The sequence below is a fragment of the Metabacillus sp. RB-C-LZQ-3-1 genome, from assembly GCF_058315175.1.
The window spans coordinates 1-15,198 of sequence record NZ_JBZFLI010000035.1; the positions used below are offsets into that span (position 1 = coordinate 1).

Here is a 15,198-nt window from a genome sequence, read left to right on the forward strand (position 1 = left end):
TTTTTCGTTATGTAAGTTAGCTGCAGGGAAGAGTATTCGACGTAGCGGCTAATTTTAAGCATGAAGAATAAATGCAACTACGCATCACTTTTCACCTTTCATGCTTGCCAGTCGGTGAGATTTCTTTACTTTTTTTATTTACAAACGGTATAATAAGGACAACTATATTAGGTGAATACGTTTGTGAAAGAGGTTTCACGAAGCAACCGATTGAAAGAAGGGGAGAAAAGTGGGCTTTCCCAGGGAAGGAGACAAAATACAAATTCATAGTTATAAGCATAATGGCTACATTCACAGAGTCTGGGAAGAATCAACTGTTTTAAAAGGGTCACAGCATTGTATTATTGGTGGAAATGACCGAACAATTGTAACGGAATCGGACGGAAGAACGTGGGTGACAAGAGAGCCTGCAATATGCTATTTTCATGCCAGACATTGGTTTAATATTATTGGGATGCTTAGAGAAGATGGAGTATATTATTACTGTAATATTAGCTCACCATTTGTTTGGGATGATGAAGCGCTGAAATATATTGACTATGATCTTGATGTAAAAGTATACCCTGATATGACGTATACCATTTTAGATGAAGATGAATATGAACTTCATAGTAAAATGATGAACTATCCTGAGGTCATTGATCTTATTTTAAGAAAAAATTTGGACACGCTGCTTCGTTGGATTCGTCAGAAGAAAGGGCCATTTGCCCCTGAATTTATCGACGAGTGGTATGAACGATATTTAACATACGTAAAATAATAATACCAATGCAAGGGTGACTCAAAAATTTCCTCGATTGTCGTGGTCGAGTAAATTCTTGAGTCAGCCTTTTTCACATTAGTGAAGAGAGAGACTAAGAGCTTAGAGTTTAGCGGAGAAAAACAATAAGTTTTGACTTAGTGTTGGTGTCTAGCTCCGAAGCAAAGGATGTGCAAGTGCATTCGTTGAGGCAGGCACTAGTTATAATGCCAGCGCCTAGCCAATTTAGAATTGAAGACAAAGAACGCCTTCTATTCTAAATCGCCTTATGCCTGTCGGGCTTACCAAGGCACTTACGCTTTTCGATAGAAACGGGGGATTTTTTTGGGGATAGTTAGACGATATATGGCTTTTGTAAAGCCTTATCGCCTGCAAATAGTAGGGACGATTATTATAGGCGTTATTAAGTTTTCCATCCCGCTGCTTTTACCTTTATTAATAAGGCATGTGGTAGATAACATTATTGGCGGTACTGGATCTGAAGCTGAAAAAACAAAAGATTTGTTGACCATTATGGGAATTATGTTTGTTTTGTTTGTTGTCATTCGTCCACCTGTGGAATATTACCGACAATATTTTGCTCAATGGACAGCAAGTAAAATTTTATATGATATCAGGGACCAGTTATTTACCCATCTTCAAAAATTAAGTTTGCGTTATTATGCGAATACGCGGGCAGGAGAGATTATTTCCCGTGTTATTAATGACGTAGAGCAAACGAAGAATTTTGTCATTACCGGGTTGATGAATGTTTGGCTGGATATCGTAACGATCTTCATTGCGGTTGGAATCATGATGTCAATGAATGTGAAATTAACGTTAGTGTCCATTATCCTTTTTCCGTTCTATGGTTTGTCAGTGAAGTATTTTTACGGGAAGTTGAGACATTTAACAAGAGTACGGTCGCAAGCTCTTGCTGAAGTTCAGGGCCACTTACATGAACGAGTGCAGGGAATGCCTGTTATTCGCAGTTTTGCAACAGAGGATTTTGAACAAAAGCAGTTTGCAAAAGAAAATTCTAATTTTCTTGGAAAAGCTCTTGATCATACAAGCTGGAATGCAAAAACATTCGCGATTGTGAATACATTGACAGATATATCTCCGCTTATTGTCATTACATATGCGGGGTACCAGGTTATCCAAGGGCAATTAACGATCGGTACAATGGTTGCATTTATTGCCTATATCGAACAGCTATATGGACCGCTTCGAAGATTAATTAATTCATCAACGACCTTAACCCAGGCTTTTGCGTCAATGGATCGTGTGTTTGAATTTATCGATGTGCCATATGAAGTCGTTGATAAGCCAAATGCGATAAAAGCAAATAATGTAAAAGGTGAAATTGAATTTAAGAACATTTCTTTTCGCTACCAGGAAAAAGAGCCTCTTATAATCGAAAATCTCTCCTTATGTGTAAATAGGGGAGAAACAGTCGCACTTGTTGGAATGAGTGGTGGGGGAAAATCCACGCTCGTCAGCTTATTGCCGCGTTTTTATGATGTTACAGAAGGACAAATTCTTCTGGATAACATCGATATACGAGATTATGAAGCGCAAAGTCTTAGGGGACAAATGGGAATGGTCCTTCAAGACACATTCTTGTTTAGCAATACGGTAAGGGAAAATATCCTGATTGGCAATCCTGATGCAACAGAGGAAGAAGTGATTCAAGCGGCAAAGGCAGCAAATGCCCATGATTTTATTACGAAATTACCTAACGGATATGAAACAAGGGTCGGTGAAAGAGGTGTCAAGCTATCAGGTGGACAAAAACAAAGGGTATCTATTGCAAGGGTATTCTTAAAAAATCCGCCAATTTTGATTCTAGATGAAGCAACATCAGCGCTTGATTTAGAAAGTGAACATCTTATACAAGAAGCAATTGAAAAGCTTGCCAAAGATCGCACAACCTTTATTGTTGCTCACCGCCTTTCAACGATTACACATGCGGATAAAATTGTCTTAATCGAAGACGGAAAAGTAGTTGAGCAGGGTACACATCAAGAGCTAATGGAAAGAGAAGGGCATTATCATAAGCTGTTTCAGATACAACAGCTTGATTAATATCTCCAAAAGGGTAAAGCGTTACGTTTTGAGATGCTTTTTTGAAATTTTAAGTCGAAATGACAAGAGTGTAGACAGAGAAATGGGTATATTAAAATGTAAAAACTCACCATATGCGGTGAGTTTTCTTTATAAGGCCTATGAAGACCAAATCGTTTCGGAAAATCGAAGAAAGTGGTCTTCATAAAGGAGATGAAGACCAAATCTTTTTGGAAAATCAGGGGAAATGGTCTTCATAAAGGAGATGAAGACCAAATCTCTTCGGAAAATCAGGGGAAATGGTCTTCATAAAGTAACATTGATAGTTAATTTAGCAGTTTTTCTTATTTGTACATTGATTGTTGTCCACCATAAAAAATGTTCATTCCCCTTGATAATATAAAGAAAATGACGTGTACCAATTTACACGTCATTTCTAATGTCATTTATTAAGAATGCACCCGAAAAACGGAATCCTTTGCCAAAAGGGAGATATGTGCTTTTTTGGATGTTGTAAAAATAATTAGCAGAGACTGTGGATAGTGCTTCGACATCCAGCCTCAGCGCCTAGCCCCTGACCAAGGCTCTAGCATTTTTGTATTTTACTCCTCAGAAATCTTAATTTCATTATCCTCTTTATGATAATGATGAAAACTATAAATAAGAGTATCTAAATGCTCCAACTGCTCACTGTAATCGATGATCGAAGAAACGAGTGGTAACAGAGAATAGAAGCAAGCAGAGTCATGTTGATCCTGGAATTGCATGAACACTGTGACGAGCTGTTCTTTATTAAATTTGCCTTCTTCAGAAAACTCAGCAGAAGGCTGGCTCTTCGTTTTTCCGATAAATCGTAGTAGTGATTCTTCATGGAAATAGAGAAGATAATCTAACTCTGTAACAAGAATCTTTTGAAAGTTCTCAGGCATCTGGTGTAATTCATTTTCCAAACGATGCAATTTCTTTAATGTATCTAATGCTTTATTTGTTGTGACAATCATTTGTCTGAAAAGAACAAGCTTTCTGGATTTAGCATAGCTTTCCCGCTTAAAGTAATTACGTTCTTCTTTATAATTTAAATAAAGCTGATCTAGCTTGATCATTTGCTCTTTTATTTTTTCGATATCATCCTTCAACACATTATGTTCAGAGGCGTGGCGGATATTGACTCTGATCCATTTAATAATTTCCTCTGTGCTTTCTGCAATACGGTTGTAGAGCTTTGTTTCGTATTTCGGTGGAAGAAACACTAAATTAACGATAAATGCTGCAAATACTCCTAGTAGTACAGTAAGAAAGCGAATCAGGGCAATTTCAACAAAGTCGTCACCAGGACTTTCTAATATTGCAATAACTGTAACAAGAGCAACAGGAATTGTGGTTTCAGACTTTAATTTGATATTGATTGCAATGACGATAATCGCTGTAAGACCAATGATAATAGGGTGTGAGCCAAAAATCAGCCCGAATCCAATTGCTAAAGCAGCACCAATGACATTTGCCTGAACCTGTTCAATGATAGATAAATAAGAGCGATAAATGGTTGGTTGTATGGCAAAAATCGCTGAGATACCGGCGAAAGCAGCAGATGGCATTTGTAATGCTGTTGCTAAAAATAAAGCTAGTGTAATGGCTATCCCTGTCTTAAGGATGCGTGCACCTAGTTTCATGTATGTTTAATACATTCCTTTCATTTTTCAAAATAAAAAACTCTTTGAAGGAGTATTTTTTGTAGTATCAGAATTTATAAGTTTTGTACTAAGTTTTGGTGTCTAACTCCAGCGCCTATCGCCTATCAAACTTCAGATCATCTCCCTACGATAAGTCAACATCGGTTCGCTTCGCTTACCGTGTTTCGTAAATCTTTAGTCGATGCTCCTCCATTTTGTACGGCGATGACCAAGGCGCTTGCGCTTTTCTTATAAATCAATATCGTACTATACAGCCTTTTATTCCCTATTACAAGAAGTATTTACCCCATTTTACAAAAATGTAAATCGTTCATATTTTCTGACAATACCCTTATATGAAAAAGGAAGAGGTTGACTCTAGGGCTGCACCCTTAAAAGGAGTCTTCCTCTTCTTTTCAAAATAAGAAAGTATAAAATTTATTATAGTGTCTAGCTCTAGCACCTATACGCTTCTGCTTTTCTATTTTAACTGGCTAAATGCCTGTTCAACAGCTTTTAATGTTACTTGGATATCCTCTTCGGTATGGGCGGTTGTTAAGAACCAAGCCTCATATTTAGAAGGAGCAAGGTTAATGCCTTGGTTAAGCATTAGCTTAAAGAATTTTGCGAACATCTCACCGTCCGTGTTTTCTGCTTGTTCATAGTTGGATATTTTTTCATTCGTAAAGTAGATCGTTAAAGCGCCTTTAAGTCGGTTGATCGTGATCGGAATATTATATGTACGAGCGTGTTGTAATATTCCTTCTTCAAGAATGGCTCCTAATTTATCTAGGTTTTCGTAGACATTCTCTTGTTTCAAAACTTCCAGACAAGCAATTCCAGAAAGGATTGAAGCAGGGTTACCAGCCATTGTACCAGCTTGATAAGCAGGTCCTAATGGTGCGACTTGCTCCATAATTTCTTTTTTACCGCCATATGCTCCTATTGGAAGGCCGCCGCCAATGATTTTCCCTAGTGCTGTTAGATCTGGATAAACACCAAGTAAATCCTGAGCACCTCCATACATGAAGCGGAAAGCAGTGATCACTTCATCATAAATGACTAAAGCACCTGCTTGGTGAACTAACTCATTTACTTCCTGTAAAAATCCCGGCTTAGGCTCGACAATTCCAAAGTTCCCTACAATTGGTTCAACAAGGATCGCTGCAACTTGATCTCCCCATTTATCTAAAGCTTCCTTCAATGGTTCGATTTCATTGAATGGGACAGTAATCACTTCTTTGGCAATGCTTTTAGGAACACCAGCTGAATCAGGAGTTCCTAAAGTGGAAGGGCCTGACCCGGCTGCAACCAAAACAAGATCTGAATGTCCGTGGTAACATCCGGCAAATTTAATGATTTTATTGCGGCCAGTGTAGGCGCGTGCGACCCTAATTGTAGTCATAACAGCCTCTGTCCCAGAGTTTACAAAACGAACCTTATCCATGGCTGGCATCGCTTCTTTCAACATCTTAGCAAATGTAATCTCATGTGGAGTTGGGGTACCGTATAGAACACCGGTTTCAGCTGCCTTTGTAATTGCCTCTGTAATATGTGGATGAGCGTGTCCTGTAATAATTGGGCCGTATGCTGCTAAGTAATCGATATATTTATTGCCATCAACATCCCAGAAATACGCGCCTTTTGCTCTTTCCATCACAACAGGTGAACCTCCGCCAACAGCTTTATAAGAACGAGAAGGGGAGTTTACTCCGCCTACAATATGTTGTAATGCTTCTTCGTGTAATTCTTGTGATTTTGTAAAATTCATCATATCCTCCTGCTAACTATGTAAAGTTGAAAAGATTATGGTTTATCACCCCCGCCTCAAGATTCTAGAGAAGCAAAGAAGTTAGGTGGGGGATAACTGCCCGACAAATGACAGGATGTCCTAGTCGGGCTAAGCCACAGGACGTGGCGTTTTTAGCGTGATAAGTCTTTAGTACATCATTAGTGGGCGACAAAAAACACCCCCTATTGATGGAAGTCTCGTATTATTCTATCACGAATCAGGAAATATCAACAAAATTAGGTGCTTACCATTTGTTGTATACCATCATTTTAGATAAACTAATAAGTTGTGACGAAACTTGGAGGGAGAAAAATGACAAATATCATTGAAGTAAAAGAATTGCGTAAAGAATTTAAATCGTACTCGAGCAGACAAGGTTTAAAGGGCGCGTTTCGTGATTTATTAAATAGACAATACAAAACGATTCCTGCTGTTAATGACGTGACATTTACCGTGAAGCAGGGAGAAATGGTCGGATATATTGGTGAAAATGGTGCTGGGAAATCAACATCAATTAAAATGCTAACAGGCATTTTAACCCCAACCTCAGGTCAAGTTCTTGTCAATGGGATGAATCCTCATAAAGAGCGTGAGCAATTTGTCAAATCAATCGGGGTCGTGTTTGGCCAGCGCTCACAATTGTGGTGGGATATCGCCGTACAAGAGTCATTCCGCTTATTAAAGAAAGTATATAAAGTGTCTGATGAAGATTATAACGAGCACATGGAACATGTTATTGACACGCTTGATATTGGACCTTTGCTGGATAAGCCTGTCCGAAAACTGTCACTTGGACAACGAATGAGATGTGAATTAGCAGCAGCCCTTATTCATAATCCGCCATTACTATTTTTAGATGAGCCAACAATCGGGCTTGATGTTCTAGTGAAGCTTAAAATCCGTCAATTCTTAAAAGAAATGAATGAAAAATATAAAACAACGATTCTCCTGACAACTCATGACCTTTCAGATATTGAGGCACTTTGCGAGCGGGTCATTATGCTTGATGAAGGAAAGGTCATTTATGATGGAGAGTTAGCTAAGTTGCGTTCCCATTGGGGAGAAGGAAAGCAAATTGAATTTCAATTTGAGCAAGAAGTACTTGAAGAACAGCTTAGCTTCTTAACTCAGGATCTTGATGTGATCTGGCAAAAGGGAGACAAATTAAACACTTGGAATGCATTCGTTAGTGATAAGGAAACTCAAATGTCTGAGTTAATTGGCCTAGTAGTAGGGACTCATCCAATTACAGATTTGAGTGTGAAGGAGATTTCTACTGAAGAAGTGATTCGAAATATATATGAAAAAGGAGAGGCCCTTTCAAGCTGAGGTGAAAACATGGATAAATATATCGAAATGATAAGAATCCGCTTTTTAATGATGCTGGCGTATCGAACGAATTATTACAGCGGAATTTTGATTTATAGCATTAATATAGGTGCCTATTATTTTTTGTGGACAGCCATATATGGCGGGAAAGAATCGATCGAAGGCTTGTCTGCTGTTCAGATGACAACGTATGTCGCGGTATCGTGGATGGCTAGAGCTTTTTATTTTAATAATATTGACCGTGAAATTGCGCTTGAGATTAAAGAAGGAAAAGTAGCGGTTGAACTAATAAGACCTTATAACTACCTTGGTATGAAAACGATGCAGGCTTTTGGAGAAGGGATTTTTCGCTTAGTATTTTTCTCTATTCCAGGGATGGTCATTGTGGCGCTTGTGTTTCCGATGGAGTTTTCAACAAATGGCATCACATGGCTTTTATTTGCGAGTTCACTAATGTTTAGTTTTATCGTCAATACCCAAATCAACTTAATTACGGGCATGCTGACATTCTTCCTGTTTAATAATGATGGATTAATGAGAGCGAAACGTGTGATCATTGACCTTTTCTCAGGGTTGCTATTACCGATTAGCTTTTATCCGGTGTGGGCTCAGGATATTATGGTGTATTTCCCATTTCAAGCGATTAGCTATATTCCTAGTATGATTTTTACTGAAGGGATAAAAGGAAATGAAGTTCTTCAAGCTATTCTGTTACAAGGCTTTTGGGCAATTGTGTTACTCCTCCCAATTCAAGTTCTATGGGTTATAGCAAAAAAACGAATGATCATTCAGGGAGGATGATGAGATGTTTTATTTTTCAATGTTTACCCAATATGTAGGACAATACATGAAAACAAGAATGCAATACAGAGCAGATATGGTTGTGGAGCTGCTCTCAGATATGTTGTTTCAAGTAACAAATCTAGCCTTTATTCTGGTTGTGTTTGGCCATACACAGTTTTTAAGCGGCTGGAATCGTGATGAAATCATATTTATTTATGGTTTTTTCTTAGTGCCTTATGCTATTTTTGGAGCGTTTTTTAATATTTGGGATTTTAATGAACGGTATATTGTCAAAGGAGAAATGGATCGGATCTTAACAAGGCCAATCCACAGCCTCTTTCAAGTTGTATTAGAACGAATGGAGCTGGAATCCTTGTTTGGAGCCATCACGGGGATTGTTATTATGGGATATGCTTCAATTCAACTTGGTCTTAGCTTTCATTGGTTTGACATCATCCTGTTTATTCTTTTTGTGATAAGCGGAGCACTTGTTTATGCAGGAATCTTTGTTTCGTTAGCTAGTATTGGATTCTGGTCTGACGCTCGTACTTCCCTCATGCCGATGATGTATAATATCGGAAACTATGGCCGTTATCCGGTTGATATTTATAATTCTGTTATTCGCTTTGTTTTAACATGGATCCTCCCGTTCGCATTTGTAGGAGTGTATCCAGCAGCATACTTCCTTAATAAAGAAGAATGGTATATGTATTCATTCTTAACTCCTGTGATAGGGGTTGGTTTCTTTATCCTCTCTGTCTTCTTATGGAACCAGGGGGTAAAAAGGTATAGAGGTGCCGGGAATTAAAATTGATAGAAGGGTTGTCCTAAAAGTTGATAGGGCAACCCTATTTATTTTTCATAACAATGCCTTTGCGTGTATATAGTGTAAAGAGGACATGCAAGGTAGGATGTGAATTGTGTGGGTCTATTCTTCTGTATTTGTATCGTAGTTTGTATCTTTATGAGTTTTAAAAGTGTTGTCATTGTTTGTTTCCAGAAGAATTTTTTATCTTTTGAAACGATTATTATGATTACGTACCTGTATATATCTCTCTTGCTAGGGTTTGGAGTCATTTATTTGATTTGCTTGCAGAGTAATATTCCAGTCTTGCAAGAAGGGGGATATCCTGTAACCGGAACCTACTTTGATTCTCTTTTAACCTCTTTATATTTCAGTGCCGTAACGTTGTTTTCGGTAGGGTATGGGGATATTGTGCCTGTTGGAATTGGACGTTTTCTGGCTGTGATTGAGGCTTTGATTGGATATATTCTTCCGGCTGTCTTCTTAGCGCGTACTGTCATCGGGATTGAGAAGTAGTTCAGAGTTGTAGGATGACGAAAAGTTGGTTACGCTTAAGAAAGAATATATTTGTTGGAGGGATATGTATGACAATTGAAGTTGGTAGTCATGTACCTAATATTGAATTAGTAGCAGATAATGGAGAAAAGGTGAATTTAGAAAATTATAAAGGGAAATACGTTGTTTTATATTTTTACCCAAAGGATATGACACCAGGATGTACAACTGAGGCATGTGATTTTCGCGATCAGCATCAAAGCTTTGCAGACGTAAATGCAGTCATTGTTGGGGTAAGTCCTGATCCACAGGAAAAACATCAAAAATTTAAAGAGAAACACGACTTGCCTTTTCAACTATTAGTTGATGATGAACATCAGTTAGCAGAAGCTTTTGGCGTTTGGAAGTTAAAGAAAAACTTCGGAAAAGAATATATGGGGATTGAACGCTCAACTTTTATTATTGATCCAGAGGGGAAAATCATCAAAGAATGGAGAAGGGTAAAAGTAAAAGACCATGTCGAAGAAGCGTTGAATTACATAAAAGAAATTCAATCTTAATGATTAGTAGGTGTCATAATGAGAGACGAGAGAATAAAAAAACTTGCCGCAGTCTTATTAAATCACTCAGTAAAAGTGAAAAAGGGAGAAAGAGTGTTAATTAGGGGGCACCTAAATACAAAACCGCTAATAACAGAGATTATTGATCAAGCTTATTCTATTGGGGCATATCCTTATGTGGATATTCTTGATGATGAAATTACACTGCATCTAGCAAAAAACTATCAAAAAGAACAACTAGAAACACAAGCCAAATGGCAAATGCAAATCTATCAAGATGTGGATGCTGTCATTATCATTATCGGGGAAGAAAATGATGCAGAAATGTCGGAAGTTCCGATGGAAAAGCACAAGCTCCGCGGAGAAATCATGAAGCCTGTATCAGAATTCTATGTGAATCAACGTAAATGGGTGCTATTGAATTACCCGACGAAAGGTTTAGCTCAGAAGGCCAAAATGAGTACAAGCACATTTGAAGATTATCTATTTAATGTTAGTACAATCGATTATGACAGAATGGCAAGTGCTGCGAAGCCATTAAAGGAGCTAATGGAAAAAACAGATCAGGTAAGAATCACAGGACCCGGTACAGATTTACAGTTCTCCATCAAAGGAATTCCAGTCATCCCCTGTACAGGAGAAGCAAATGTACCTGACGGAGAGATCTTTACTGCCCCGATAAAAGAGTCGGTAAATGGCACGATTTCGTTTAACACACCTTGTCCATATCATGGAATGACGTTCAGAGATGTAAAACTCACTTTTGAAAATGGAAAAATCGTTGACGCGGTTTCAGATCAAACAGAAAAATTGAATGAAATCCTTGATACTGATGAGGGCTCAAGGTATATAGGAGAATTTGCATTAGGTTTCCATCCATATATAGAAGAGCCGATTGGTGATATCTTGTTTGATGAGAAGATTTGTGGAAGTCTTCATTTTACGCCAGGTGAGGCATATGAGGAAGCGAATAACGGAAATAAATCTGCTATTCATTGGGATATGGTGTTAATCCAGAGACCGGAATACGGTGGAGGAGAAATTTATTTTGATGATGTGCTTATTCGAAAAGATGGTCAATTTGTTCTCCCAGAGCTAGCAGGATTGAATAAAGAAAACTTGAAATAAGTTTTTAGCCTATTTTTTAAACGTAAGGCAAACGTCCAGCCAAATTGGTAAATTGTGCGTAAAGTATAGGGAAGGCATTACCTCCTCAAATGTTAGCGCCGGATTGGAAGTGCGGACAATTGCTCCGCACTCTTTTTTAGTTTGTTATCGTAAAAATTTGTTGCCTTATAATTAGGCTTGCGGATGGTTGATTGGAGCTGCAGGATGCTCGCTTTCCGTGGGGTGGGCGGTGAGCCTCCTCAGCGTAAACGCATCCGGGGTCTCACCTGTCACGCTGCACCCGTGTCTTGCTCCAGCGCCTAGCCCCTCTTGAATTGAAGACAAAGAACGTCTTCTATTCAAGAGCTTCTTATTTGCCCTAGGCTAAACAGGCGCTTCCGCATTTCTGAACAGGAGTCTCGCACCTTCGCTCCAATCAACCGAATAGATTCTGTGCAAAAAACAAATGAAAATAAAACTTAGTTTTTCCTAATCAGTGCTTGAGAATTGCAAGTTTTTATAAAATCTAGAATATACAAAAAGTGGAACAAAATTGTGAAGGTTTTATCAACGGTTAAACTACCAGATTACTTGAAAGAGGATTTCGATCAATCTTTTCCTCATGTGACTTTTTATCATGATAGAAAAATAAGTGATGCAGTTGATTTGCTGCCAGAAGCAGATATTATCCTTACGTATGGAGAGGATCTAACAGAGGAACATATTCATTTGGCAAAAAAGTTGAAGTGGATGATGGTGGCATCTGCTGGTATAGACAGGCTTCCTTTTTCTGCACTTGAAGAGCGTGATGTTTTAGTGACGAATGCAAAAGGTGTCCATGCGATTCCGATGGCAGAATATTGTATCGCCATGATGCTTCAAGTTTCACGCCAAGCAGACGTATTAAGTGAAAATCAGCGATTACATAAATGGGATCGTCGTGTCAGAATGGAAGAGCTGTATGAGAAAACTGTCCTCATTATCGGAACAGGGGCAATCGGGACGGCCACTGCCAAATTAACCCAAGCATTCGCTATGGAAGTGCTGGGAGTGAATAGTGACGGAAGAGCAGTTGACCATTTTGATAAAACGTATAAAATGGATGAGGTAAAAGACCCATTGTCAAAAGCCGATTTTGTTATTTCCATTCTTCCTAGTACAAATCACACAAAAGGGCTTCTAAATAAGGAATTTTTCACAAATATGAAAGAGAAGTCAGTGTTTATCAATATTGGAAGAGGTGACGTGGTCGTTGAAAGGGATCTCATAGAGGTTCTAAAAACAAACAGCTCCATGCATGCGGTATTAGATGTATTCGAAAAAGAGCCACTGCCAGCGGAACATGAGTTGTGGGATATGGAAAATGTCACGATTACCCCCCATCTATCTGGAATTACAAAAAGATACGTACCTAGGGCAATGGAGATTTTTAAATACAATCTAGGCCATTATTTACGAAAAGAATATACAGAGATGAAAAATAAAATTTCGCTTAGCAAAAGATATTAATTTCAAACATAGGCATGAATGAAAAATTGCCGTAAATAATACATTGTATAAAGAACGTTTGACAAAAGTCTTAGTAACAATGTACACTATTTATAAACATTATAATGTAAGAATTTCTATAGAAGTGAGGTGCATGGCGGATGTCTGAACATCAATTAAAGGATGCATTAGATACCCTGAAACAAACTGGAGTACGCATTACACCTCAACGTCATGCTATACTTGAATTCTTGGTCGATTCCATGACACACCCTACAGCCGATGATATATATAAAGCGTTAGAAGGAAAATTCCCTAATATGAGTGTTGCTACAGTTTATAACAACCTAAGGGTATTTCGTGAAGTTGGACTTGTTAAGGAATTAACGTATGGCGATGCATCAAGTCGTTTTGATTTTGTAACGTCTGATCACTATCACGTCATTTGTGAGAGTTGTGGAAAGATAGTTGATTTCTCTTATCCAGGACTTGATGAAGTTGAGGCTTTAGCTGCACATGTTACGGGATTTAAGGTAAGTCACCACCGTATGGAAATCTACGGTTTGTGCAATAGCTGTGAAAAGAAAGAAACACATTAAAACAAGCTAGATTTTAGCTTGTTTTTTGCATGATTTGAAAAAAAGAACGGCAAAATACAGCCGTTCTTTTCTATGTGTTTTATTTTGTCTTTTTTCTATTATAGCTTTCATCAAACTCTTTTCCTTCGAGTTCCTTATCCAATGTAAGAGGCTCTTTGCAATACATACACATATCAACACGACCTAAGACCTTGGTTGGTTTTTCGCAAGAGGGACATATAACTTGAACAGCTTTTGTTGACAGCATGCCAATCCAAAAATAAACGACCGTACTAGCAATGATCGACAGCATACCCAGCATCATAAAGATCGTCATAACCCACATATTCGTTCGGAAGAAAACACCGAAATACATAATGATAAATCCTACAAAGATTAAGCTTAAAGCAAAAGTTCTTATTTTATTAATCTTACTTGTATATTTACGAGCCATATTTTAACCTCCTTATGACAAGTGAAGAGAGTTTAGCGCTTTCCAGGCTTATGCTTTTTAATATTATCAGAAATGATATTTTTTTGGTACTAGTTTTAAGATGTATATACTGTGTTACGTTATTACTTATTTGTTCTATTAAAGAGTAAAAGAAACTCAATTTAATTTGAGAGGGTTTTTGAACACTCATGTAGAAACAATATTAAAGCCCATATAATGGAGGACGATGTTGATGGAAAATATTCTCCGTCCAATTTACCAAGAACGTGCAAGTCACCCAAATACACTAGCAGTCATCATGATTGAAAAAAGAAATCAAACTTCACCTTTAACTGATAATTTCGATGTAGCATTATTAGTGATTGTGAAGGAACTGGATCAACCTTTATATGTAAAGCATTATGAATACGAAGATAAAAAAGCTTCATTAACTGTTATGTCAAAAGATGATGTAAATCAATCCATTCTTTTGGGAACAAATAGAAGGATGGTTGATTGGGTATTGAATGGAAAGGTCCTTTTCGACCGAAATGAATACATAGCCGGGTTAGTTGAGCACCTGAGAACATTTCCATTTGCCGAGAGAAAGTTAAAAATGGGGATTGAATTCGCAAAGCTCATTCGACGTTATTTAGAAGGAAAGGTTTTGTTTGAATCAAACCAACTATTAGATACGTTCAACCATATTGTTCATGCCCTGCATCACTTAGCGAGATTAGAGGTAATTGATCGAGGATATTATCCTGAAGTAACAGTTTGGAATCAGGTAAAACAAATCGAGCCCCAGATCTATAAGTTATATAAGGAACTAATTGAAGGGGAAGAATCTCTTGAAAAAAGATTAGAGCTTCTATTTCTAGCAAGTGATTTTCTAATCCACTCAAAAACGGAAGATGGAGCAGGACATATCTTATCTATTATGTCTGAGAGAGACTCGTGGTACTTTCACGAATTATATCATCACCCTGAGTTAAAACATTACTCCGTGGACTTAAGTGTTTTATTAGAGTTTCTAGTTGAGAAGAAGTATGTATCTATAGAAAGACAACAAACAAAAGGAAAAGGTGTTTTCCATAGAGTTTATTTTGTTGAGAAAAAGTATTGACTTAGGTTTTTGTAGATGATATATTATTATTCGTCGCTGTTACTTATGTATTCAGCGGCGATGTTTTTGACTCTAACTTGATTGGAAAAAGTTTTTAAAAAAAGCTGTTGACGATCCGGGATAGAAATGTTATATTAATAAAGTCGCTTCTAACGAACGACAAAACAAAATGATCTTTGAAAACTAAACAAAACCAAGCGTGCCAACGTTAATTTCGATTAACAAG

At 37.7% G+C, this 15,198-nt stretch carries 14 protein-coding genes; 11 read left to right on the forward strand and 3 right to left on the reverse strand.

Features of this window, described 5'->3' with window-relative positions; genetic code table 11:
• The first annotated feature begins 229 nt into the window (after positions 1-229).
• Positions 230-760, forward strand: a complete 531-nt coding sequence (ntdP, locus tag AC4GZ8_RS25650; protein WP_102233075.1) for a nucleoside tri-diphosphate phosphatase — start codon at positions 230-232, stop codon at positions 758-760.
• Between the two features lie 324 nt (positions 761-1,084).
• Positions 1,085-2,827, forward strand: coding sequence for an ABC transporter ATP-binding protein (locus AC4GZ8_RS25655; RefSeq protein WP_491084724.1), 1,743 nt, complete (start codon positions 1,085-1,087; stop codon positions 2,825-2,827).
• Between the two features lie 581 nt (positions 2,828-3,408).
• On the opposite strand, the gene AC4GZ8_RS25660 is transcribed toward AC4GZ8_RS25655, so the two are convergent.
• Both AC4GZ8_RS25660 and AC4GZ8_RS25665 read right to left on the reverse strand, forming a co-directional pair.
• A complete protein-coding gene (locus AC4GZ8_RS25660) occupies positions 3,409-4,476 on the reverse strand; it encodes an FUSC family protein (protein ID WP_491084725.1) in 1,068 nt (355 codons plus the stop codon).
• Between the two features lie 481 nt (positions 4,477-4,957).
• Complete coding sequence (locus tag AC4GZ8_RS25665) at positions 4,958-6,247, reverse strand: glutamate-1-semialdehyde 2,1-aminomutase (protein WP_491084726.1); 1,290 nt, start codon at positions 6,245-6,247, stop codon at positions 4,958-4,960.
• A gap of 333 nt (positions 6,248-6,580) precedes the next feature.
• On the opposite strand from AC4GZ8_RS25665, the gene AC4GZ8_RS25670 reads away from it, so the two are divergent.
• The 8 genes from AC4GZ8_RS25670 (at position 6,581) to perR (ending at position 13,434) form a co-directional block, all read left to right on the forward strand.
• Entirely contained in the window at positions 6,581-7,597 is a 1,017-nt protein-coding gene (locus AC4GZ8_RS25670) for an ABC transporter ATP-binding protein (RefSeq protein ID WP_491084727.1), read from the forward strand.
• 9 nt (positions 7,598-7,606) lie between these two features.
• On the forward strand, positions 7,607-8,398 hold the full coding sequence (locus AC4GZ8_RS25675; protein ID WP_491084728.1) for an ABC transporter permease: 792 nt from the start codon (positions 7,607-7,609) through the stop codon (positions 8,396-8,398).
• A gap of 4 nt (positions 8,399-8,402) precedes the next feature.
• Positions 8,403-9,188, forward strand: coding sequence for an ABC transporter permease (locus tag AC4GZ8_RS25680; protein WP_491084729.1), 786 nt, complete (start codon positions 8,403-8,405; stop codon positions 9,186-9,188).
• A gap of 156 nt (positions 9,189-9,344) precedes the next feature.
• Entirely contained in the window at positions 9,345-9,701 is a 357-nt protein-coding gene (locus AC4GZ8_RS25685) for a potassium channel family protein (protein WP_491084730.1), read from the forward strand.
• A 68-nt stretch (positions 9,702-9,769) separates the two neighbouring features.
• Positions 9,770-10,240 carry a thioredoxin-dependent thiol peroxidase gene (bcp, locus tag AC4GZ8_RS25690; protein ID WP_491084731.1) on the forward strand — a complete coding sequence of 157 codons (471 nt, stop codon included), beginning with the start codon at positions 9,770-9,772 and terminating at the stop codon, positions 10,238-10,240.
• Between the two features lie 18 nt (positions 10,241-10,258).
• Positions 10,259-11,368 (forward strand): aminopeptidase, encoded by a 1,110-nt coding sequence (locus AC4GZ8_RS25695; RefSeq protein WP_491084732.1) that lies wholly within the window; start codon positions 10,259-10,261, stop codon positions 11,366-11,368.
• A gap of 534 nt (positions 11,369-11,902) precedes the next feature.
• Positions 11,903-12,856, forward strand: a complete 954-nt coding sequence (locus tag AC4GZ8_RS25700) for a D-2-hydroxyacid dehydrogenase (protein ID WP_491084733.1) — start codon at positions 11,903-11,905, stop codon at positions 12,854-12,856.
• Positions 12,857-12,996: 140 nt separating this feature from the next.
• Positions 12,997-13,434, forward strand: coding sequence for a peroxide-responsive transcriptional repressor PerR (gene perR, locus AC4GZ8_RS25705; RefSeq protein WP_491084734.1), 438 nt, complete (start codon positions 12,997-12,999; stop codon positions 13,432-13,434).
• 79 nt (positions 13,435-13,513) lie between these two features.
• On the opposite strand, the gene AC4GZ8_RS25710 is transcribed toward perR, so the two are convergent.
• The gene (locus tag AC4GZ8_RS25710; RefSeq protein ID WP_491084735.1) at positions 13,514-13,867 is read right to left on the reverse strand and encodes a YgzB family protein; all 354 of its coding nucleotides are present in this window, start codon (positions 13,865-13,867) and stop codon (positions 13,514-13,516) included.
• Positions 13,868-14,099: 232 nt separating this feature from the next.
• Here AC4GZ8_RS25710 and AC4GZ8_RS25715 point away from each other — a divergent pair, with 232 nt between their 5' ends.
• Complete coding sequence (locus tag AC4GZ8_RS25715) at positions 14,100-14,972, forward strand: nucleotidyltransferase-like protein (RefSeq protein ID WP_491084736.1); 873 nt, start codon at positions 14,100-14,102, stop codon at positions 14,970-14,972.
• The last annotated feature ends 226 nt before the right edge of the window (positions 14,973-15,198 follow it).

Coding starts and splice junctions, on each gene's coding strand:
- AC4GZ8_RS25660 (WP_491084725.1), bottom strand. CDS start 4,476: ATGAAACTAGGTGCACGCATCCTTAAGACAGGGATAGCCATTACACTA.
- AC4GZ8_RS25665 (WP_491084726.1), bottom strand. CDS start 6,247: ATGAATTTTACAAAATCACAAGAATTACACGAAGAAGCATTACAACAT.
- AC4GZ8_RS25670 (WP_491084727.1), top strand. CDS start 6,581: ATGACAAATATCATTGAAGTAAAAGAATTGCGTAAAGAATTTAAATCG.
- AC4GZ8_RS25675 (WP_491084728.1), top strand. CDS start 7,607: ATGGATAAATATATCGAAATGATAAGAATCCGCTTTTTAATGATGCTG.
- AC4GZ8_RS25680 (WP_491084729.1), top strand. CDS start 8,403: ATGTTTTATTTTTCAATGTTTACCCAATATGTAGGACAATACATGAAA.
- AC4GZ8_RS25685 (WP_491084730.1), top strand. CDS start 9,345: ATGAGTTTTAAAAGTGTTGTCATTGTTTGTTTCCAGAAGAATTTTTTA.
- bcp (WP_491084731.1), top strand. CDS start 9,770: ATGACAATTGAAGTTGGTAGTCATGTACCTAATATTGAATTAGTAGCA.
- AC4GZ8_RS25695 (WP_491084732.1), top strand. CDS start 10,259: ATGAGAGACGAGAGAATAAAAAAACTTGCCGCAGTCTTATTAAATCAC.
- perR (WP_491084734.1), top strand. CDS start 12,997: ATGTCTGAACATCAATTAAAGGATGCATTAGATACCCTGAAACAAACT.
- AC4GZ8_RS25710 (WP_491084735.1), bottom strand. CDS start 13,867: ATGGCTCGTAAATATACAAGTAAGATTAATAAAATAAGAACTTTTGCT.
- AC4GZ8_RS25715 (WP_491084736.1), top strand. CDS start 14,100: ATGGAAAATATTCTCCGTCCAATTTACCAAGAACGTGCAAGTCACCCA.